Annotated in this window: 20 protein-coding genes, 2 tRNA genes and 1 riboswitch; of the genes, 20 read left to right on the forward strand and 2 right to left on the reverse strand. The window is 43.2% G+C overall.

From position 1 onward, the window contains the following. From DESPCE1_RS0110205 to DESPCE1_RS0110250, 9 genes are all read left to right on the forward strand, one after another. Positions 1–627, forward strand: coding sequence for a GTP-binding protein (locus DESPCE1_RS0110205; protein WP_014793926.1), 627 nt, complete (start codon positions 1–3; stop codon positions 625–627). Next, positions 620–1,699 carry a DUF2284 domain-containing protein gene (locus DESPCE1_RS24180; RefSeq protein WP_014793927.1) on the forward strand — a complete coding sequence of 360 codons (1,080 nt, stop codon included), beginning with the start codon at positions 620–622 and terminating at the stop codon, positions 1,697–1,699. The genes DESPCE1_RS0110205 and DESPCE1_RS24180 overlap by 8 nt, the downstream gene beginning before the upstream one ends. Positions 1,700–1,838: 139 nt before the next feature. After that, positions 1,839–2,708 (forward strand): SDR family oxidoreductase, encoded by an 870-nt coding sequence (locus DESPCE1_RS0110220; RefSeq protein WP_019850417.1) that lies wholly within the window; start codon positions 1,839–1,841, stop codon positions 2,706–2,708. Positions 2,709–2,960: 252 nt separating this feature from the next. Next, entirely contained in the window at positions 2,961–3,707 is a 747-nt protein-coding gene (locus DESPCE1_RS0110225) for a nitroreductase family protein (RefSeq protein WP_014793929.1), read from the forward strand. A 265-nt stretch (positions 3,708–3,972) separates the two neighbouring features. Then, positions 3,973–5,019 carry a spermidine/putrescine ABC transporter ATP-binding protein gene (potA, locus tag DESPCE1_RS0110230; RefSeq protein ID WP_014793930.1) on the forward strand — a complete coding sequence of 349 codons (1,047 nt, stop codon included), beginning with the start codon at positions 3,973–3,975 and terminating at the stop codon, positions 5,017–5,019. Next, positions 5,016–5,840, forward strand: coding sequence for an ABC transporter permease (locus tag DESPCE1_RS0110235; RefSeq protein ID WP_014793931.1), 825 nt, complete (start codon positions 5,016–5,018; stop codon positions 5,838–5,840). The genes potA and DESPCE1_RS0110235 overlap by 4 nt, the downstream gene beginning before the upstream one ends. Further along, entirely contained in the window at positions 5,837–6,628 is a 792-nt protein-coding gene (locus DESPCE1_RS0110240) for an ABC transporter permease (protein WP_014793932.1), read from the forward strand. Before DESPCE1_RS0110235 ends, DESPCE1_RS0110240 begins: the two co-directional genes overlap by 4 nt. Beyond that, positions 6,625–7,674 (forward strand): PotD/PotF family extracellular solute-binding protein, encoded by a 1,050-nt coding sequence (locus tag DESPCE1_RS0110245; RefSeq protein WP_019850418.1) that lies wholly within the window; start codon positions 6,625–6,627, stop codon positions 7,672–7,674. The genes DESPCE1_RS0110240 and DESPCE1_RS0110245 overlap by 4 nt, the downstream gene beginning before the upstream one ends. A 142-nt stretch (positions 7,675–7,816) precedes the next feature. Then, positions 7,817–8,065: a hypothetical protein gene (locus DESPCE1_RS0110250; protein ID WP_014793934.1), complete on the forward strand. Its 249-nt coding sequence runs from the start codon at positions 7,817–7,819 to the stop codon at positions 8,063–8,065. A gap of 50 nt (positions 8,066–8,115) precedes the next feature. Here the strand turns inward: DESPCE1_RS0110250 and DESPCE1_RS0110255 are convergent, their stop codons facing one another. Then, the gene (locus DESPCE1_RS0110255) at positions 8,116–9,189 is read right to left on the reverse strand and encodes a diguanylate cyclase (RefSeq protein ID WP_019850419.1); all 1,074 of its coding nucleotides are present in this window, start codon (positions 9,187–9,189) and stop codon (positions 8,116–8,118) included. Between the two features lie 216 nt (positions 9,190–9,405). Here DESPCE1_RS0110255 and DESPCE1_RS0110260 point away from each other — a divergent pair, with 216 nt between their 5' ends. The 6 genes from DESPCE1_RS0110260 (at position 9,406) to DESPCE1_RS0110290 (ending at position 15,121) form a co-directional block, all read left to right on the forward strand. Then, positions 9,406–9,768 carry a YccF domain-containing protein gene (locus tag DESPCE1_RS0110260; protein WP_014793936.1) on the forward strand — a complete coding sequence of 121 codons (363 nt, stop codon included), beginning with the start codon at positions 9,406–9,408 and terminating at the stop codon, positions 9,766–9,768. Positions 9,769–10,062: 294 nt separating this feature from the next. After that, positions 10,063–11,169, forward strand: a complete 1,107-nt coding sequence (locus DESPCE1_RS0110265) for an aldo/keto reductase (RefSeq protein WP_019850420.1) — start codon at positions 10,063–10,065, stop codon at positions 11,167–11,169. Between the two features lie 119 nt (positions 11,170–11,288). Continuing rightward, positions 11,289–12,017, forward strand: coding sequence for a DUF1287 domain-containing protein (locus DESPCE1_RS0110270; protein WP_019850421.1), 729 nt, complete (start codon positions 11,289–11,291; stop codon positions 12,015–12,017). A 79-nt stretch (positions 12,018–12,096) separates the two neighbouring features. After that, positions 12,097–12,960, forward strand: coding sequence for a nitroreductase family protein (locus DESPCE1_RS0110275; RefSeq protein ID WP_019850422.1), 864 nt, complete (start codon positions 12,097–12,099; stop codon positions 12,958–12,960). A gap of 171 nt (positions 12,961–13,131) precedes the next feature. Next, complete coding sequence (locus DESPCE1_RS0110285; RefSeq protein WP_019850424.1) at positions 13,132–13,683, forward strand: helix-turn-helix domain-containing protein; 552 nt, start codon at positions 13,132–13,134, stop codon at positions 13,681–13,683. Positions 13,684–13,762: 79 nt separating this feature from the next. After that, entirely contained in the window at positions 13,763–15,121 is a 1,359-nt protein-coding gene (locus DESPCE1_RS0110290) for an APC family permease (protein ID WP_014793942.1), read from the forward strand. Between the two features lie 242 nt (positions 15,122–15,363). On the opposite strand, the gene DESPCE1_RS0110300 is transcribed toward DESPCE1_RS0110290, so the two are convergent. Further along, a complete protein-coding gene (locus tag DESPCE1_RS0110300) occupies positions 15,364–16,794 on the reverse strand; it encodes an NlpC/P60 family protein (RefSeq protein WP_019850426.1) in 1,431 nt (476 codons plus the stop codon). A 2-nt stretch (positions 16,795–16,796) separates the two neighbouring features. Further along, positions 16,797–16,932: riboswitch (cyclic di-AMP (ydaO/yuaA leader) on the reverse strand. A gap of 191 nt (positions 16,933–17,123) precedes the next feature. Between DESPCE1_RS0110300 and DESPCE1_RS0110305 the strand changes: the two genes are divergently transcribed. The 5 genes from DESPCE1_RS0110305 to DESPCE1_RS0110325 all read left to right on the forward strand — a co-directional run bounded on the left by DESPCE1_RS0110305 (position 17,124) and on the right by DESPCE1_RS0110325 (position 19,774). Continuing rightward, the gene (locus DESPCE1_RS0110305; RefSeq protein ID WP_019850427.1) at positions 17,124–18,080 is read left to right on the forward strand and encodes a nuclease-related domain-containing protein; all 957 of its coding nucleotides are present in this window, start codon (positions 17,124–17,126) and stop codon (positions 18,078–18,080) included. Beyond that, positions 18,031–18,429, forward strand: coding sequence for a secondary thiamine-phosphate synthase enzyme YjbQ (locus DESPCE1_RS0110310; protein ID WP_019850428.1), 399 nt, complete (start codon positions 18,031–18,033; stop codon positions 18,427–18,429). The genes DESPCE1_RS0110305 and DESPCE1_RS0110310 overlap by 50 nt, the downstream gene beginning before the upstream one ends. A gap of 60 nt (positions 18,430–18,489) precedes the next feature. Further along, the gene (locus DESPCE1_RS0110315; RefSeq protein WP_019850429.1) at positions 18,490–19,425 is read left to right on the forward strand and encodes a DMT family transporter; all 936 of its coding nucleotides are present in this window, start codon (positions 18,490–18,492) and stop codon (positions 19,423–19,425) included. 190 nt (positions 19,426–19,615) lie between these two features. Next, positions 19,616–19,691 (forward strand) — tRNA-Glu (locus tag DESPCE1_RS0110320). Between the two features lie 7 nt (positions 19,692–19,698). Beyond that, positions 19,699–19,774 (forward strand) — tRNA-Val (locus tag DESPCE1_RS0110325). Positions 19,775–19,806 lie beyond the last annotated feature (32 nt).

A 19,806-nucleotide genomic window follows, 5' to 3' on the forward strand; every position in this document is an offset into this window, starting at 1 on the left:
ATGAAAGTTCTACTCTTTGGCGGCTTTTTGGGTGCGGGTAAGACTTCCTCGATTCTCTCTGCGGCCAAGTTCCTGGTGGAGAATAACCCAACTGCCCAGGCAAGCAACCCGGAAACCCCTTCGCTGGTTATTATCGAGAATGAAGTGGGCGAGACAGGAATTGATGATAAAATCCTCAAAGCAGAAGGGCTGATGGTTCGGGAGCTTTTCTCCGGCTGTATTTGTTGTACATTGACCTCGGAACTGACCGTGACTTTAAATGAACTTTATGAAGCTTATGATCCCCAGTGGGTGATCGTGGAAGCCACGGGAATGGCTTATCCCCATCGAATCGCTGAAACAATCCACACCTACGGAAAGGGGGTTGAAAGCCTGAAGAACATCATCGTCGCCGATGCCGAACGTTGGGAAGAACTGACGGAGATCGTCCCCGGCTTGGTTGAAGGCCAGATCGCTAAAGCGGATCTGATTTTTCTCAATAAGATCGACTGTATGCAACCCGAGACCTTGTCTGAAATAGAGAAAAACCTGCATCACCTTAATCCTTCAGCGCAAATTTATTGTGTGTCGGCCTTTAGAGGAATTAATTCGGAAATCTGGAGTGAGGCGGTATTGGGAAATGAGTGAGTCAAAGCACGAGCATCACCAACATAGTCATAAATGGGAGGATGGGGAAAGCCATAATCTCCAGCACGGTCATGAATGTAAATGCGAAAACTGTCATAGACCTGAACACCGGAACGAAAACACTTCACAGGAAAATGCTTCAAAAAAAGTCTGCGCTCCTGATCAGGAGCCCGGAATTTTCTCGGAAAAATATGAATTAGTCCTGAGTCAGGAAAGCAGTCTCCTCCCCGTCCAAGAGGCCCTTCTCCGCTGGGTCGGTGAAATACTCCAATGGGTGAAGAATAAGCAGGGCTTTGTAGGGCATATCAAAGGGTTCATCGAAGGGAAGGAGCATTTTTGGTTTTCTTCTACGGGAAAAGCCGTTACGGCAAAATCCTCTTCCGGTTGGAATGAGGGGCTGGACCAAACCTTCACCATCAACGCAACCGCCATAATCTTTGGTATCCGTAAGGAAGAGCTTGATGAATACGCCGAGCAGTGTTTAGAAACTTGCATCGCGGAGCAATGTCCTGATTCAACACTGGTTCAAATAGATCTATTGTGCTCCCTGGCCAAATCTCTCGGTGCAGCTCATGCAGCTCTTATAGCCGTGGATAGTATTAAGTTTAATCATGATTTCAGAAAGCAATGTGAGCAAAATACCTGCGGCAGTTACGACAAAAACTGGATGTGTCCACCCAATATGCCTTCTATCGACGAACTCAGGGACAAAGTATTGCCATATGATCGAGGGTTATTGTTCCAAACCGTGTATCAGCTTAAAAACTCCTTTGACTGGAGAGGGGTGCAGCAAGCGGTTGTCGAACATACCCAAGTTTTTAGGAAGGTCTTAGCTGAACTGAGAAGCATGAAAAATTTCCTGAATCTCCTCCCTTTAAATGTAGGACCATGTACTTACTGTGGCCGGTGTTCTTTTCTTGACGGTGAAGAGTGCCGATTCCCCGAAGAAGCAATTCCTTCAGTCGAGGCTTATGGGATTGATGTGATGGCTTTGGAGAAAAGCTGTGGTATGCCCTATTATAATGGAAAAGATACGGTCTCCTGCGTAAGTCTTATTTTATTTAGGTTCTAGCGCAGTGGGAGTTGTATGCTCCTTCTGTAATTCTGCTTAGGAATTGAACTTTAATGTTCTTGGAGAATTGATATCACCCTTACAGGGCAACATTATAGATAGCTTTTGTTGATCCTGAAAAATCGAAGGAGTGATAACCATGAGTGAAACAAAAATTCCTCAACCCGCTTTTCCTGCACAGCACCAAAATAAGCAACCTGGTCTTGAAACCTTAATGAATCCCAGTCCGATCTTTGAAAACCCCAACTATCGCCCCAGTGGCAAGCTACAGGGAAAAGTCGCATTGATTAGCGGTGGAGACAGCGGAATCGGGAGAGGGGTATCCATTCTCTATGCCAAAGAAGGTGCCGATATTGCCATCGTCTATCTTGATGAACACGGTGATGCGCAAACGACCAAAGAGAGGATTGAGCAGCTAGGAAGACGCTGTTTGTTGATAGCCGGGAATAACGGAGATGAGAATTTTAGTAACCAAGCGGTGCAAAAGACCCTGGATACCTTTGGGAGCCTGGATATACTTGTGAATAATGCAGCGGAACAGCATCCACAGAATTCACTTCTGGATATCACTGCCCAGCAAATTGAGCAGACCTTCCGCACCAATATTTTTGCTATGCTGTATCTGACCAAGGCGGCACTTCCCCATCTAAAGCAAGGTTCCGTGATTATCAATACTGCTTCGATTACTGCTTATAAAGGTGATGCCAAACTTATCGATTATTCCGCATCCAAAGGAGCGGTAGTGGCTTTCACACGTTCTCTTTCAGAATCACTGATCAAACAGGGAATCCGCGTCAATGGAGTAGCACCTGGACCCATCTGGACCCCCCTGATTCCTGCTTCTTTCGCTGCCAACGAGGTCGCCACCTTTGGCAGCACCACTCCCATGCAACGAGCCGGGCAGCCGGTAGAAGTAGCTCCGGCCTATTTGTTCCTTGCTTGCGAAGATTCTGCCTACATGTCGGGGCAAATACTGCATGTTAATGGGGGAACGATAGTTAATGGCTAAACTAATGGCATCTGCGGGATGAGAGCAGATGCCATTATTATTTCCTCCCCCCGGTTAAAGAGGACTTGTTAAAGCATGCCGAACGGAATATACGGTTCTAAAATATTTAATCAGAAAGACACTCAACATGCCGTGAGTACTATGGAACTGCGAACAATGGCTTTTTCATTTGGAAAAAAATCTTAAGTTAAAAGGAATATGAAAATCTGATACAATAGTGGAGAAGTGTAAGGATTGATAGGAGAGATACACATGAACGAAATCCTCACCCAACTCAAAAACAGAAAATCAGTAAGAATTTTCGAAGACAGAGCCATCGATTGCGAGATAAAGGAGAAGATCCTTCATGCCGCCTTCGAAGCCCCCACGGCGGGAGGAATGATGCTCTATTCCATCCTGGATATCACGGACCAAACTCTCAAGGAAAAATTGGCCTTAACCTGTGATAACCAGCCCTTTATTGCCAAGGCTCCTTTGGTGCTCGTCTTCCTTGCCGATTATCAGAGATGGTATGATGCCTATTGTTATGCGGAGTGTAACCCGCGACAACCGGGGGAGGGAGATATTCTCCTGGCCTGTGCCGATGCCCTTATTGCTGCCCAAAATACTGCGGTGGCCGCCGAGTCCCTGGGGGTGGGGTCTTGTTATATTGGTGATATTATTGAAAACTATGAGATCGTTCGCGAATTATTGGAACTTCCGGATTATGTACTTCCTGCGGCTATGCTGGTCTATGGTTATCCTACAGAATCTCAGAAGAATAGGAAAAAGCCGGCCCGCTTTGATGAGCAATTTTTAGTTTTTGAAAATAAATACCGTAGGCTCAGCCTGGAAGAACACGAAGAAATGCACCGCACACGCAATGAAAAGTCCGGGCTGAGCAAGGAGAATATCTATGAAAGCATTAAGGCCAATTGCAACCGCAAATACATGTCGGAGTTCGCACTGGAGATGAATCGCTCGGCGGCAGAGTATCTGAAGAATTTCAGACCGGAATAATGTTGAAATAGTGTCGAAAGGGATTAAGATCCCTGGTATAGGCTTGATTCAACCATAAGGTAGAATAGAGAAGAGGATATAAGAACCGTTTACAAGTTCCAGGACTGTAGACGGTTCTTCTCTGTGAGAATGAAATTTGTAGATATATTTTTATTTTTTCTTAAAGAATTATTGACGTTATTCTGTTAAAATGTAAAATAGACATTGTTATGTTTTTAATTACTGCCGGTTTTCGACAACTGGCTTTGGTTTAAGGAGGTCAGGGATGAGCGAAGAAATCATCAGGCTTGTCAACGTGACAAAAGAGTATGACGGTGTACAAGTCCTGGATAATATAAATCTCTATATATTGCGTAATGAATTTATAACCCTTCTTGGACCGAGCGGTTGCGGAAAAACAACGACCCTCCGAATCATTGGAGGGTTTGAAAATGTTACCGGTGGGGACATCCTCTTTGAAGGTAAGAAGATCAATGATTTTCCTCCTTATAAGAGAAAAGTCAATACGGTTTTTCAACAATATGCTTTGTTTCCGCATATGAATGTTTTTGAGAATATTGCCTTTGGTCTACGGATAAAGAAAATAGACAATAAGGCTATTTACACGAAGGTGCTTCAGGTTATGGAACTGATGAACCTTAAGGGCTTTGAAAAAAGGAATATCGATTCCCTAAGCGGGGGACAACGTCAGAGGGTGGCTATTGCCAGAGCTATCGTCAATGAACCTGAGGTTCTCTTATTAGATGAACCCTTGGCGGCTTTGGATTTAAAATTAAGGAAAGAAATGCAGATGGAGCTGAAGCGAATCCAGCAGCGTTTGGGAATTACCTTTATCTTTGTCACTCATGATCAGGAAGAGGCCTTAACCATGTCCGATACCATCGTAGTGATGAATGAGGGGAGAATTCAGCAAATTGGCACTCCCATCGATATCTATAATGAACCCAAGAATGTTTTTGTGGCTGATTTTATCGGGGAAAGCAATATTCTGGGTGGGGTCATGCTTCAGGACTACCTGGTTCATTTCCACGGTCGTCAGTTTGAATGTCTGGATAAGGGCTTTGGACCTAACGAAGCGGTGGATGTAGTGATTCGTCCTGAAGACCTGAAGCTGGTACCGGTGGAGGAAGGTATGATCATTGGTGAGGTCCAGTCCGTGGTCTTTAAGGGTGTTCATTACGAAATGATGATTCAGAGCAACGAGTATAGCTGGATGGTACACAGCACTCAAATGGAAGAAGTGGGAAATGGGGTCGGGCTCAAGATCCTTCCCAATGATATTCACATTATGAAGAAGGTGAGAGGGGATTGAAAAAAAAATTATTGACCGCTCCCTATCTGTTGTGGATGCTGATCTTCACCATTGTTCCTCTGATTTTGGTGGTTTATTTCAGTATGTTTAAAACCGGTCCGGATGGGATTCAGTTTACTACTGAACATATAGAAAGGGTCTTTGAACCCATCTATCTCAAAGTCATTTTGCGTTCGATTTGGCTTGCTGTAATCAGTACTCTTTTTTGTTTACTGCTGGGTTATCCTATGGCCATGATTCTGGCATCCAAAGTGCTAAAGAAGAGGGACTTTTTAATTGTTCTTTTTGTTTTGCCCATGTGGATGAACTTTCTGGCCCGAACCTACGCCTGGATGACTCTTTTAGAAAATAACGGTATCATCAATCAGATTCTGGCGGCTTTGAGTTTGCCGGCTTTAAATATTCTCTATACAGATAAAGCTGTGATCTTGGGCATGGTCTATAATTTTCTTCCCTTTATGGTGTTGCCTATCTATTCTGTTTTGCAAAAAATTGACCGCTCTCTGATCGAGGCAGCAGAGGATTTAGGGGCTACCCCTTATAAAACTTTCTTTAAAGTGACTTTTCCATTAAGCTTATCAGGTGTGGCTTCCGGTATTATTATGGTCTTTATGCCTGCCGTGACTACCTTTGTCATATCCAGGCTGTTAGGCGGAGGTCAGTATATGTTGATTGGCAATCTGATCGAACAGCAATTCCTGACTACCGGTGACTGGGGCTTCGGCTCATCGTTATCCCTGATTCTCATGATCTTCCTGCTCCTGACCATGGGTATCATGTCCAAGACGGACAAAGATCAGGAAGGGGGTAGGTTCTGGTGAAATCTTTCTTGATGAAAAGCTATACCTTTCTGATTTTCTTCTTTCTTTATGCCCCTATACTGATCCTGATGATTTTTTCCTTTAACGATTCTAAGTCCCGGGGGAACTGGGATGGATTTACTTTAAAGTGGTATATAGAGCTTTTTCGGGACAGCCAGATTGCTTCCGCTCTGTATTACACCTTAGTGATAGCTATTCTTGCCTCCTTGATCGCTACGATCATCGGCACTTTAGCAGCCATTGGCATTAATAATATGCATGGACTTCCCAAAGTCATGACTTTGAATGTAACCTATCTGCCTATGCTCAGCCCGGATATTGTTATGGGAATATCCTTGATGCTGCTCTTCATTTTTATTAAATTTAAATTGGGCTTTATGACCATGCTCTTTGCCCATATCACCTTTAATTTGCCTTTTGTTATTTTTTCGGTGCTGCCGAAACTGCGACAGTTAAATGATGATACTTACGATGCGGCCTTGGATTTGGGGGCCACTCCTTTGGAAGCCTATAAAAAGGTCATCCTGCCTCAGATCTCGCCGGGTATCGTCACAGGCTTTCTGCTGGCCTTTACCATGTCCATCGATGATTTCGTGGTGAGCTTTTTCACTACGGGGTCCGGGGTATCCAATCTGGCCATTACCATTTATTCTATGGCTCGTCGGGGAATTAATCCCAAGATTAATGCTTTGCTTACGTTGATGTTTATTTTTATTATGGTAACCTTGGTCTTTGTGAACTATCGGATGGCTAAGGATAAAGGAAATGAAAAGAGGGATATGTATTGAAAAAATCGGTACTAAAAAAAGCAGGGGTGGTCATGCTCCTGGTCGCTATGCTCTTAGGACTTGCCGGTTGCGGCGGGTCGGATCAGGCTAAGCTTTATGTCTACAACTGGGGAGACTACATTGATGAATCGGTCCTGGCTGAGTTTGAGAAAGCCAATAATGTGGATGTCATCTATGAACAGTTCGCCACTAATGAAGAAATGTATGTTAAGATTAAAGCAGGAACAGCCAAGTATGATGTGGCCATCCCTTCGGATTATATGATTACCAAAATGATCCATGAAGGTTTGCTCCATACCATTGATATGAACACTATTCCTAATTACGCTAAAATCGATGATCGCTTTAAGAATCTGGCCTTTGACACCAAGAATGAATACTCGGTTCCTTATATGTGGGGCACTGTCGGGATTATTTACAACAAGACCATGGTAGACGGTGTGGTGGACAGCTGGGATATTTTATGGGATAAAAAGTACGCCAAGCAGATTTTGATGCTGGACAGCCAACGGGATTCCATTGCGGTGGCCTTGAAAAAACTGAGCTACTCTCTGAACAGCAGAGATGAGAAAGAACTGGATGAAGCCAAAAAATTGCTGATTCAGCAGAAGCCTTTGCTGATGGCCTATGTAGGGGACGAAGTGAAGGATAAGATGATCGGCAATGAAGCCGCCATGGCTGTGGTATGGTCAGGGGATGCGGTCTTTATGAAAGGTGAAAATCCTAATCTGGAATATGTCATTCCCAAAGAAGGTAGCAATATTTGGTACGATTCTATGGTTATTCCCAAAACCAGTCAGAACAAGGAAATGGCTGAGAAGTTCATCGATTTTATGTGCAGTACGGATGTAGCCTATAAAAACGCTGATTATATCGGTTATTCCACACCTCAAAAAGAAGTTAGGGGAATGCTTCCCGAGGATCTGACCTCTGATCCAGCCTATTATCCGGCTGAGGGTGCATTAAAAGGTTCGGAAGTTTTTGAAGATCTCTCCGATGTTTTACCAATTTATGATAGAATATGGACAGAGGTAAAATCACAATAAAGGAAACTTGCTTCAGAGGAGCTTTACTTCTCTGAAGTTTAGTTGACTTATCCAGGGACTTAGCGCCACTTATCTCCCACTGAAGTGAGAGAATTAGTGGCGGTTAGTCATCGGGAAATAAAGCGAAAAGCTTGAGGTTTTTATGGTTAGATATTTAAGGGTAAAAAAATTCCGTAAAAAGAAAAATGCTCAACCTGAGGTTGAACAACCCAAACTCATGATGGATATCATTGAAGAAGAGTACCCGGAAAAGTATGACACCTTAAAAGAAAAAATTTCACAGCTTGGTCGTATGTTTACTCAAGAAGAATGGCTGACCATCCTGATGAGATCAAGGGCGGAGCATGAGCGCTTTTTGCCTAAAAAGACAAATCGGGAATCTAAGGATTAGCCGGAATATAAGGTCTATCTTAAAGGACACCTATCCAGGTGTCCTTTTTGTTAGGTGTGAACTTTATTGCGGCCTGTTCTTTTAGCTGCGTACAAGGCATTATCCGCTTTTTCGACGATTTTTCCGATATCCTTTAGGGTATCAGGATAGGTAGCTAGGCCGATTGAAACCGTAATATTGATTATTTTACCATTGGATAATTGAAAAGGGTGAATTTCTACATTATGCCGAATGCGTTCAGCTATATGCTGAGCCTGGGCATTGGGGCAATCAAGCAGCAGAACAGAAAATTCCTCACCCCCATTACGAAAAATTTCATCAAATTCCCGACAACTATTCTTGAGGATTTTTCCTAACTCTTTGAGAACATAATCCCCCTCTTTGTGTCCGTAAGTATCATTGACCTTTTTGAAGAAGTCAAGGTCCAGCATAAGGAGGGAGAGATGTTCTTCTTTTTGTAGGGCATTATTAATAGCATTATTGAGAAGAAGGTCAAATTGCCTTACATTATTAAGGTCAGTAAGAAAGTCTTTGGTGGACTCCTTTTGTAGTCGCCGATACATCTTATTAGCGGTATTGCTGTAATTCAGATACCAGTATGTAATTGCGGAGACAAGAGCATGAGAACACCAATAGATAAGCATGATTTTCAAAAAATCGGATTTATCTTTGAGCAGATAGGTAAGGGTAATGGATGAAGCGAATAAGACAAAGAATGTGGAATAGGCCCATTTTTGCCAAGTCTTAAAGGCAGCCCGGGTTATTAACCAACACCCAACGGTATTAATGAGAGCAGTTACCACGCCAAGAAGAGCTGCTGTATTAAACCCAAAGAACATCAAGCGAAACAAAGCAATCATAATCCCCGTAATATATACTGTAAGGGCACTACCAAAAACTGCAGACATAATAATAGGGATATTGCGAAAATCGATGATGGTGTTTGCGTCAACAGGCATAGTAAACAGCATAAGTATAATCCCAAGAGCTCCAGACAAAAAACCAAAAAATATCTTAATCGAGAAGGAATTGTTCTCTTCCAGGCTGTAGTTTTTAAATAACTGAGTGATTAAGCTGATAAAAGTAATGAGGATGGTCATATTGATAAACAAATCTTTTAACAAAGAATCTTCTACCCCTTGCAATTGAGTTATAATGGTAAAGGCGGTGAGGCAAAGTCAATAAATAGTTTTAGGTTTTATGTAAATGTTATTTGATTATTAATTGCGTCAAATTATTATACATTGAATCAATAGCATCAACAATATATCTGTGACTTTTTTCATGACGGTGATTATAATTGCAGTGGAGGAATTTCCAGAGGGAGTGGAGGAGAGAATATGAATTTATTGGGTAATATTATTTGGTTAGTATTCGGTGGGATACTTGCGGCAATCGCATGGTTTTTGGCGGGCTTAATTTTGTGCATTACGATCATCGGAATTCCATTTGGTCTCCAATGCTTTAAGATAGCTCAGTTTGTCTTATTGCCTTTCGGCAAAGACATAGAATTAGGACATTTCGGTGTGGGCGGATTGTTGCTGAATATTCTTTGGATACTCTTTCTTGGCTGGGAATTGGCCGTAAGTCATTTGGTGATCGGTCTGGTATTCTGTCTCACCATCCTAGGGATTCCGTTTGGAATTCAGCATTTTAAATTTGCACAGCTTGCCTTTATACCCTTTGGGGCTAAGATTCGTTAAGGTGCCACAAAAATCAAAATAAGGTGTTCATGCCGTGGAATGAGCATGGGTTAGAAAGAGGGTGGGGCTTTGGAGTACAGTCTTGAAGAACGTGAGGAAGTATGCAGTGTGGCTAGCAAACTCGTTATACTAAAAATATATCGATACCCACCATCCGATCCTAATACAGCGGGGGAGATTGCGGACTTTCATTGCAATCACAGCAGTGATCGCTGTGAGTCCCGTTGTACCTATCGGATGCTTATGAATGATTATTAGGTGCCTTTAAAAAACATCAACAAAGGTGGAACTACAGTGAAAAAGCTAGGATTTGGAATGATGCGTCTACCACTAACTGCTCAGGAGAATCCCCAGAGTATCGATCAAGAACAAGTGAATGCCATGGTGGACTATTTTCTGGAAAGGGGGTTTACCTATTTTGACACTGCCTATCGTTACCATCAGGGAATAAGTGAAATCGCAGTAAGAAAAGCTCTTGTGGAACGCTATCCAAGGAATTCGTTCACCATCACAGATAAAATGCCGGTTTTTTTGGTCGTTGGGAAGGAAGATTATCAGAGGATATTTGACGAGCAATTGGCTCGATGCGGAGTTCGTTATTTCGATTATTATTTGCTCCATGCCCTGGACGCCGGCAGGTATGCTGCAACAGTGGAACACGGCGGTTTTGAATTTATGCAGAGATTAAAGGCAGAGGGTAAGGTGAAGTCTATTGGATTCTCTTATCATGACAAGGCGGAACTGCTGGATCGGATATTAACTGAGCATCCGGAGATGGAGTATGTGCAGCTTCAAATTAACTACATAGATTGGGAGGACGAAGGGATCGAATCCCGTAAGTGCTATGAAGTCGCTAAAAAGCATAATAAACCTGTCATCGTGATGGAGCCTATAAAAGGAGGGGCGTTGGCAACTGTACCTGAAGAAGGTGAGAAACTCTTTAAGGGCTATCATCCTAATCAAAGCATTGCATCCTGGGCAGTCCGCTTCGCGGCCTCTTTGGATAATGTTTTCATGGTACTCAGCGGTATGAGCACCATTGAACAGCTTAAGGATAATACAGGCTATATGCAGAATTTCATTCCCTTAAATGCGGAAGAACAGAAGCTTATCCAAAAGGCCATAGATAGTATTAACAGCGGCATAGCTATTCCCTGTACCGCATGTGAGTACTGCGTGGAAGGCTGTCCAAAGAAAATACCTATACCGAAGTTTTTTTCTTTGTATAATAACCAGAAGCAGCATGGTTTGTCTACCCAGAGGACTTATTATGGGAATTTAACCAAGGACTTGGGCAAAGCTTCGGATTGCATCGATTGTAAGCAGTGCGAGCGGCATTGTCCACAGCATATAGCGATTGTAAAAGAATTGAAAGAAGTCTCCAGGGTCTTTGATGTATAATAGGCTGTTGTCGATGACGAGAACCCATAAGTGCACTTGGGAAGAAAGGGATTATCATAGCTTTAGAGACCGGCGAATATGAATAAATGCATGCTTTGTTATCCATAGGGGGAGCAGATATGGATCATTCCTCAAGAGGGTGTAGATTCCCAAGAAAGTTTAATTATCGGAGAACCTTAATTATAGGAATTGGCCTCTGTACGTTATTACTCTTTTTCTCTGGCTGCAGCAAGAAACTCTCCCCGGAGATAAAGGACCTGGAGCCTAAGCTTTATTTACAGGTACCCACTATAGATTGTCCTCTGGACAAAGACCAGGATGGGATCAGTGATCTAAAGGATATCGTGGCGGGGGGAAAAGAAGAGGTGCGGAAAAGACCTCGTTATCGAGATGCCTATTATGCCGAAGGATTTCCCCCGGAGAACGAGGGAGTATGCACGGATGTCATCTGGAGAGCGTTACGCAATGCGGGATACGATCTTAAAGCCATGGTTGATGAAGATATCCGTCAGAATATCTCCTTGTATCCACGGGTTGATGGGGAACGGGATCCCAATATAGATTTTCGTCGAGTACAGAACCTAAGAATTTTTTTCCAACGGCACGGTCAGGAGTTAACTACGGAGATCATCCCTAATGATGTGGATAATTTATCCCAATGGCAGCCCGGAGATATTGTCACCTTCGCTCTGCCTCATGAACACATAGCCATTATCTCGGATCGCCGCCGACCTGATGGTGTTCCCTTTATCCTTCATAATGGAGGTCCCGTGGCTTCCGAAGAGGATCGCTTGCTTTCTTGGAAAAGCCCTATTACAGGTCACTATCGGTTTCCTAAGTTTGAATGAAACTTTTTTGAAGACATAAGGAAGAGTTTACACTTTAATTGTAAATAATAGTAAGAAAGATAGTGATGGAGGTCCTAATATGTCAGCAGAAGAAGTTCATATCTCCATGATCCAACAAATGAAGAGACGGATCTCCGTCAGAACGTATCAAGAAGAACTTTTAGATCCTGAATTGAGAGAAAAGATTAATTTAGCTTTTAGGGATAATCTGGGCCCCTTTGGAGGAACGGTAAGGTTCGAACTCATTGAAAGAGAACTCGCTCAAAAAGATGCTAATGTAAAATTGGGGACCTATGGAGTAATTAAAGGTGCTTCTTCGTTTATTGTGGCCGTAATCCAAGAAGGATCACGGGACTTAGAGGATTTCGGGTATGTCCTCGAGAAATTCATCCTTTATGCTACCTCCTTAGGTCTTGGCACTTGTTGGCTGGGAGGGACGTATACAAAAAGCGAATTTAGTAAGGCCATTGGATTGAAGGGGCAGGAGATTATGCCGTGCATAACTCCTATTGGATACCCAAGTCAGAAGCGTAGCTTGCTGGAGTCTGCTATGAGGTTAGCTGCCGGTTCCAAGAATCGCAAACCCTGGAAGGATCTCTTCTTTAACCAGGATTTTGAACAGCCCTTAACAGAGTTAGAGGCAGATAACTATGCTACTCCATTGGAGATGGTTCGGATTGCCCCATCGGCTTCCAATAAACAACCCTGGCGAATTGTTATGGATCATGGAAAGTTTCATTTCTATCTTCAGTATGCAAAAGATTATGGCAAAATGTTAGGATTTGATATTCAGCGAGTAGATATAGGTATTGCTATGTGCCATTTTGAGTTGGCGGTCAAAGAACTGGGATTGTCAGGTAAATGGCAGATCGTTAAGCCAAGTGCGGAGGCAGAGAAAATCACTATTCCACCGAATACGAAGTATATTGTAAGCTGGGGATAGACTATCTTCCGACATTGAATGTAAACAGAGAGCACCTTATTGAAGTAGATGTCAATAAGGTGCCTTGCTTTATGCAAATAGTATTATTGATCATTATCGATATCGATAGTATTATAATTAGTGAGATAATTATTAAACTTGATAACATTATTCTGAATCGAGGTGCGTTTAATGGACAGTAAAGTTTTAAGTGCTTTATTAAACCCGGTGAGAATGAAAATTCTGCAGCTGTTTTTACAGAATGAAACAGAAACAGTGAAGCGGATCGCTGAGGAATTGCCCAGTATTCCTCCGGCCAGCCTTTACCGTCATGTTAATAAGCTGGTTGAGGGTGAGATCATCGAAGTCTGTGCAGAATATAAAATCCGTGGGACAGTAGAAAAGGTGTATCGTCTGAAGAACAATTCCCTCCTTTATAACGATGAGCAGATATTGGAGGCTGGTCAAGAAGAAGTCTTTAGTTATTTCTACTCCTTTGCCACGGCTCTGTTAAGCGATTTCGACAATTATTTAAGTGGTAAGGATTATGATCTCGGCCAAGATAGAGTAAGTTTTCAGAGTTATCCTCTTTATCTCACCGATCAGGAGTGCGATGAATTATTCCAGACTATCCAAGAAACACTGAATAAGGTCGCAAGCAATAAAGAGGAAGGAGAGCGAAGATTAAGGAAGTTCTCCTTTGTGTTGATACCTGGGGATGAGAATAAAAAGGTAAAAAAATAGTCTTGGGTGTTATTGAATTATAGCGGTATTTTTGCTAAAGTTGTGCATGTGACATAATTAGAGAGAGGGAGTGCTGCTTATGGATTATGGGCTGCAGAAAAAGTATGGTTTATTCACTGCAATTGCCATGGTCATTGGAATTGTCATTGGAAGTGGCGTATTTTTTAAAGCAGAGAAAATCTTAGTAGCCACGGGAGGGGATCTGCCGCTAGGTATTTTAGCCTGGATTATCGGCGGAATTATCATGATTGTGTGTGCCTATGTGTTTGCCACTATGGCTACACGTTATGAAAAGGTCAATGGGGTCGTAGACTACGCGGAAGCCGCCATGGGCAGGGGATATGCCTATAGTGTGGGCTGGTTTATGACCACTATCTATTATCCGGCAATTACCTCCGTATTAGCTTGGGTCTCAGCCCGATATACCTGCGTTCTTCTTGGGTGGGATATCGTAGGTGCGGAAGCGATGGCTATTTCAGGCTTTTACTTGGTGGGAAGCTATGCACTCAATGCTTTATCCCCGAAATTGGCGGGAAAATTCCAGGTTTCAACCACTGTCATTAAGCTTATTCCCTTGATTTTAATGGCGATTTTAGGGACTATTACCGGTTTAAGTAATGGGGTTTTGATTAAGAACTTCACAAGCGGTGTTATCGCAGATGTATCCACTGCCAATCCTATGTTCACCGCAGTAGTGGCCACCGCTTTTGCCTACGAAGGTTGGATCATCGCCACCAGCATTAACGCTGAATTAAGAGATGCAAAAAAGAATCTTCCTCGTGCCTTAACCTTTGGTACCATGTTTGTCGCTCTCATCTATATTTTATATTACACCGGACTAGCTGGTGCCGTGGAGAACAGCGTTATCATGCAAGGGGGAGAGACCGGAGCTAAGATTGCTTTCTCCACAGTCTTTTCCAATCTCGGCGGGTCCATACTCTTTGTTTTTGTTGTGATCTCCTGCTTGGGAACTCTTAATGGATTAATGCTCGGATGTACCCGGGGGTTCTACTCCTTAGCAGCCAGAGATCTTGGCCCTCACCCCGATGTCTATAAGAACATCGATGCCAACACCAATATGCCAACCAACTCCGCTATCTTAGGGCTTTTATTCTCCGGAGGGTGGCTGCTGTATTTCTTTGGTGCCAATCTGGTGCCTGTACCTTGGTTTGGCCCTTTTAGTTTTGACAGTTCGGAGCTCCCTATTGTCACACTATACGCTATGTATATTCCCATCTTCGCAATGATAATGATAAAAGAACAAACCTTAGGCGGGTTTAAACGGTTTGTTATGCCCATCCTGGCGATCTGCGCCTGCATCTTTATGGTGATTGCCGCTGTTTATGCCCATGGTTGGGCAGTTGCGTACTACCTGATCCTCTTTGCAGTGATTATGGCAGTAGGTGGGTTGTTCTATTCTACTAAAAAGGCTCATTAGAACCACTCTCTTGCAGAGAAAAAACACCTTCCCTATGTAAAATAGGAAGGTGTTTTTTTCTCTCAAAATCGCAAACATTGCGATTGGGAATAAGACCGGCACGAAGCAAAGCTACACCTTTCATCCTTTGCCGGTGCCGCCTGAGCAACACGGAAGTGTGATTAATTAAGCCAGGGGCTTGTCTTACATGACAGCCCCTGGTGATTAAAAAATTTAATGTATATACGGTTTTGTTATACAGTTTAGTATCGGCGTGCCCCAAGATAGCGGGGACCATAGAAGCTATCGCTTACTCCTGAAACCTTAACCCCACTGCCGGGATTGGAAGCATGAACAAACTTACCGTCACCGACGTAGATGCCTACATGAGATGCTCCGGCAGCATAGGTGCTGAAGAAGACTAAATCTCCCGCTTGTAGATTATCCTTACTCACGGCTGAACCTGAATTGAATTGATCGTAGGAAGTTCGCGGAAGGGAAATTCCGGAACCTGAATAGATGTACTTGGTAAAGCCGGAGCAGTCAAAACCACTGGTGGAAGTGCCTCCGAAAACATACTTGGTTCCTTGAAAACCGAGAGCGCGATCGACGATAGAAGAACCATCGGCGCTACCCCGCGAGGCGGTATAGGCTACATTGACGGTTTGTTTGTTAGGCCCTTTAGAGACTACTTCATCAACGGGTTTCTCAACAATCTTCTCATCAAGAACTTTTTTGGCTACCTCTACACCATTTCTTTGCTCGTAAGAATAGGTAACGATTTTTGAACCATTGCTGCCTTTTGTAATAACTTTAGTTTGGCCTGGATTGAGTTTATAATCGGTTTTGGTGACCACATCATAGGGAATGATTTCCTGACCGGAATATGTACCCTGGCTCACGACTGTCAGATAAGGTTCAACAGTAACAAGTTTAATCACTTCTCCCGGCTTGATCATGGTGTCTTCAGTTGCCCCGGGATTCCCGGCAAGAACTTCGGCGGTCAGCATATTGTTTTTGCGGGCAATCAACCACCAGGAGTCGTTTTCCTCTACAGTATACTCTTTTGTGGTGACCTGACCTTCGATGAGCTTTTCATAGGCTAACTCAAGGGAAGCCATTTGCTCGGGTTGGATAGAAACTTTTTCAATCTTTACTTCTTCTAAAAAGCTGACGGAAGTAATTTGGTTCTCATCGCTGGATTTGGAATAGTACTCTTCGTATTCTTTAAGCAATGTGTCTGCTTCTTCTTTACTGGGTAAATAGGCTATGGGTGTTTCATTAACATGAATTTTGTAGCCTTCCAGATAATAGCTCAAAGAGTTGGCTAAATTTTCTTCCTTGATCTCTGAGGCTTTATAGGCGGTATTTTTGATTCTGACATGTTCATAGTTGATCTGGTCCCGTGTCTTGGCAACGACACCATAGGGTTCCCCTTTTTCCTGGAGGAATGTATCCACAAGGGTTTGTCCGCTATGGGAATCTGCCACATAGCCCACTTGCTGGCCGTTGATCGTCACAGCAGCTGCGGTGGTCGTGGTTAGAAAATAGAATCCTAATCCACCGGTCAGGACAAGGGTTACAGTTAAAGAACCAAGAACACGAGGTGATTTCCAAGAAACGTTTTTTGCTATTCTTTGAACTTGATCGGATGCAGAGGCCTTGAATTGAGACAAGCTTTCCTTAAAATGCATGCTCAGACACCTTTCTTAGCCTACGGGGTTAGTTGACGGATTCGGGCGAAAGTGTAAGCCCTACGCACAGGTTGTGCGATTCACCCCAGAAATGTAGTCCCCCGTTCCAGGATACCCTAGATTAGGCTTTAATTATACAATGCACATATTTTATTCTGATTCGACATTAAGTTCTAAAGTTCCTTCATTAATACTTTATGAAATACGTGGAAATTCCATGACAAATCTTGGATGAAAGGGTTTAGCTGTTAGTTATTCATTCTGGAATATGGTAAAATAGTGGCATGCTCTAAGCCGATAGCAGAGGACTAATGACTAGGGGGATAGCCTTGTTCTTTTGGAAACGGGAAAAAGAAGTGAAAAAAATTACTCCTGAACTGAAAACTGCTCGGGAGACCTGGCAAGGGAAAAAGTATAAGACCAATTATTACTCTTATAACTCGGTAAGGAGAAGAGACTCCTTACGGAGCAAGAAGCAACGTAAACATGAGATCGGGGAATACAAGCTTGAAGTGGAGCTTACTCATTTGCCAAGATGCTTTCGTCGTCTGAGCAATCTCCTGTTAAAAACAAAGGGTGGCTTTCAGCAGATTGATCACCTTCTGATATCTCCTTATGGAATCTTTCTCTTGGAGGTCAATAATTTGTCGGGGCTGATTGTAGGGGAAGAAGAGGACCCCAAGTGGTATCAGTCGATTACCTGGAGGGTGAAACCTTTCCCTAATCCTATTCTGGGGAATCAGGTCCGGATTAAAGTGCTGCAAGAGTTGGCGGGGCTTGATGAAACAATCCCGGTCTTTTCTTATGTGACCTTTAACCGGCGTTGTAACCTGAAGGTTTTTTCAAGTGTGGTCTTTTATGATATTGATCTTCTGGCCTCAATCATTAAACTGACCCAGAATCAGCCTGTCGTACTCAGTGATGAGGAAATTCTGCAGATTATAGAGAGGATTGAAAGAATCAATGTGACGGAGCTGGGGATTCGCAATGAGTATGCTGCACGCCAGCGTAGAGAAAGAATGCAGCATAGACCGAAGTATGGGGATATTCGTTGCAGTATTTGCCAAAAGGCTGTAAACGAACGAATGGCCCGATATTGTCTGAATCGTCCTGAGAAATTTGCTTGGAAAATCTATTGCGAAAAACACCAAAAGGAAATGACCAGGGTAGTAAGACGGGAATACACTCAACGTGAAGAATTTGAGGAGATCGGAAATGGTAAGGGGAGAGAAAGACATGATACATACGTTAAGACTGGAGACCCAAAAAAGGAATCAATGGATTGATATTACTTTTTTAATAGAAGGATTTTTGCAGAATTCCCAGATTAAGGATGGCGCAGCGATTATCTATTGTCCTCATACTACGGCGGGAATCACGATTAATGAGAATGCGGATCCCGATGTTTCCCGGGATATTCTGAGGCGCCTGGATGAGATCTGCCCTTGGGATATAGCCCAGGATAAGCACGGGGAAGGGAATTCGGCAGCCCATTTGAAAGCCAGCCTGATGGGAAGCTCTCAGACTGTCATAATCAAAGAGGGAAGATTGCTTTTAGGCCGTTGGCAAGGGGTTTATTTTTGTGAATTCGATGGACCTCGCTCCAGAGAGTGTTTTGTAAAGATATTGGCTTAAAAAATAATTGTAGGGCAAAGGCAAGTACCCATTTTGGAAGTAAGTACTTGAAAGGGAAACATGAGTGAACTTATAGTTGAAAAGCACGAAGAAAAGACTCAAAATATCAGGACAAAAGCCGTCAGAGGGACGATATTTACCCTTATTGGCGGGATCAGTTGGGGATTTTCCGGTGCCTGCGGACAATACCTTTTTTCCGTGAAGGGGATCGACCCTCATTGGGTTACAGTGGTACGGATGTTTATAGCGGGGCTGATTTTATTTTCTTTGGTTTTATTTAAACATAGAAAGCAAATGATAGGTTTGTTCAGCAATACAAAGGATCGCTGGACACTTATCGCCTTTAGCTTATTTGGGCTTATCTCTTGTCAATACACCTATTTATTGGCCATATCGTATACCAATGCGGGAACAGCGACTGTGCTGCAGTATTTAGGGCCGTTATTAATTATGATTTTCGTTTGCGGAATAGATAAGCGCTTACCGACGAAGACAGAAGGCATTGCTATTGTTTTAGCTGTAACCGGTACCTTTTTATTGGCTACCCATGGGAATCTCAGCAACCTTGTCATATCTACCCAAGGGCTTTTCTGGGGACTGATGTCCGCTTTAGGATTGATGCTTTATACGATCATTCCGGGGAGGATTATTGGCAGATGGGGGAGCATCGTCGTTACAGGCTGTGGAATGTTAATCGGTGGGACAATCCTGCTTATATTTATTCGACCTTGGCAGATTCCCGTTTCCCTGGATTGGCAGGTGTTCTGGGGGATGTTGGCTATTATCGTGATCGGGACGGTTGTGTCTTTTACTTTGTATTTACAGGGGGTCAGTGATATTGGGCCTGTAAAGGCTAGTATGATCGCCAGTGTAGAACCTGTGTCAGCTGCTTTGTTCTCCGCTTTTTGGTTGAACACGGCTTTTGTCTGGCTCGATATTATAGGGTTTGCCTTAATTATTACCACAGTGATTCTTTTGACAAGGAAGGGAAGCTGAGAATAGATTGGATTAATGGACTTGTATTTTTTCTGTTAAAGAGCGGTACAATTAACTAAAAACAGGAATATATAGCCAGATATTGTTTCGAATTAACCGAATGTTTTTCCTAAAATATGTTAATTCTACTTAATAGAAAAAAGTATTTGACAAGTAAAGCTAGTCCATGTATTATAGTTATTGCGCTAGCGGCCCATTGGTCAAGCGGCCTAAGACACCGCCCTTTCACGGCGGTAACACGGGTTCGAATCCCGTATGGGTCACCAAAAATTCGGGCGATTAGCTCAGCTGGGAGAGCGCCTGCCTTACAAGCAGGATGTCGGCAGTTCGATCCTGTCATCGCCCACCAAAATCCGGCCCCGTGGTGTAGTGGTTAACATG

The sequence above is a fragment of the Desulfitobacterium sp. PCE1 genome, assembly GCF_000384015.1.
GTDB lineage: Bacteria > Bacillota > Desulfitobacteriia > Desulfitobacteriales > Desulfitobacteriaceae > Desulfitobacterium > Desulfitobacterium dehalogenans.

Bases quoted from the DNA above. Each gene is read 5' to 3' on its own strand.
- DESPCE1_RS0110275 (WP_019850422.1), top strand. From the start codon at position 12,097: ATGTCAGCAGAAGAAGTTCATATCTCCATGATCCAACAAATGAAGAGA.
- potA (WP_014793930.1), top strand. From the start codon at position 3,973: ATGAGCGAAGAAATCATCAGGCTTGTCAACGTGACAAAAGAGTATGAC.
- DESPCE1_RS0110225 (WP_014793929.1), top strand. From the start codon at position 2,961: ATGAACGAAATCCTCACCCAACTCAAAAACAGAAAATCAGTAAGAATT.
- DESPCE1_RS0110205 (WP_014793926.1), top strand. From the start codon at position 1: ATGAAAGTTCTACTCTTTGGCGGCTTTTTGGGTGCGGGTAAGACTTCC.
- DESPCE1_RS0110315 (WP_019850429.1), top strand. From the start codon at position 18,490: ATGAGTGAACTTATAGTTGAAAAGCACGAAGAAAAGACTCAAAATATC.
- DESPCE1_RS0110300 (WP_019850426.1), bottom strand. From the start codon at position 16,794: ATGCATTTTAAGGAAAGCTTGTCTCAATTCAAGGCCTCTGCATCCGAT.
- DESPCE1_RS0110250 (WP_014793934.1), top strand. From the start codon at position 7,817: ATGGTTAGATATTTAAGGGTAAAAAAATTCCGTAAAAAGAAAAATGCT.
- DESPCE1_RS0110260 (WP_014793936.1), top strand. From the start codon at position 9,406: ATGAATTTATTGGGTAATATTATTTGGTTAGTATTCGGTGGGATACTT.
- DESPCE1_RS0110290 (WP_014793942.1), top strand. From the start codon at position 13,763: ATGGATTATGGGCTGCAGAAAAAGTATGGTTTATTCACTGCAATTGCC.
- DESPCE1_RS0110270 (WP_019850421.1), top strand. From the start codon at position 11,289: ATGGATCATTCCTCAAGAGGGTGTAGATTCCCAAGAAAGTTTAATTAT.
- DESPCE1_RS0110310 (WP_019850428.1), top strand. From the start codon at position 18,031: ATGATACATACGTTAAGACTGGAGACCCAAAAAAGGAATCAATGGATT.
- DESPCE1_RS24180 (WP_014793927.1), top strand. From the start codon at position 620: ATGAGTGAGTCAAAGCACGAGCATCACCAACATAGTCATAAATGGGAG.
- DESPCE1_RS0110220 (WP_019850417.1), top strand. From the start codon at position 1,839: ATGAGTGAAACAAAAATTCCTCAACCCGCTTTTCCTGCACAGCACCAA.
- DESPCE1_RS0110285 (WP_019850424.1), top strand. From the start codon at position 13,132: ATGGACAGTAAAGTTTTAAGTGCTTTATTAAACCCGGTGAGAATGAAA.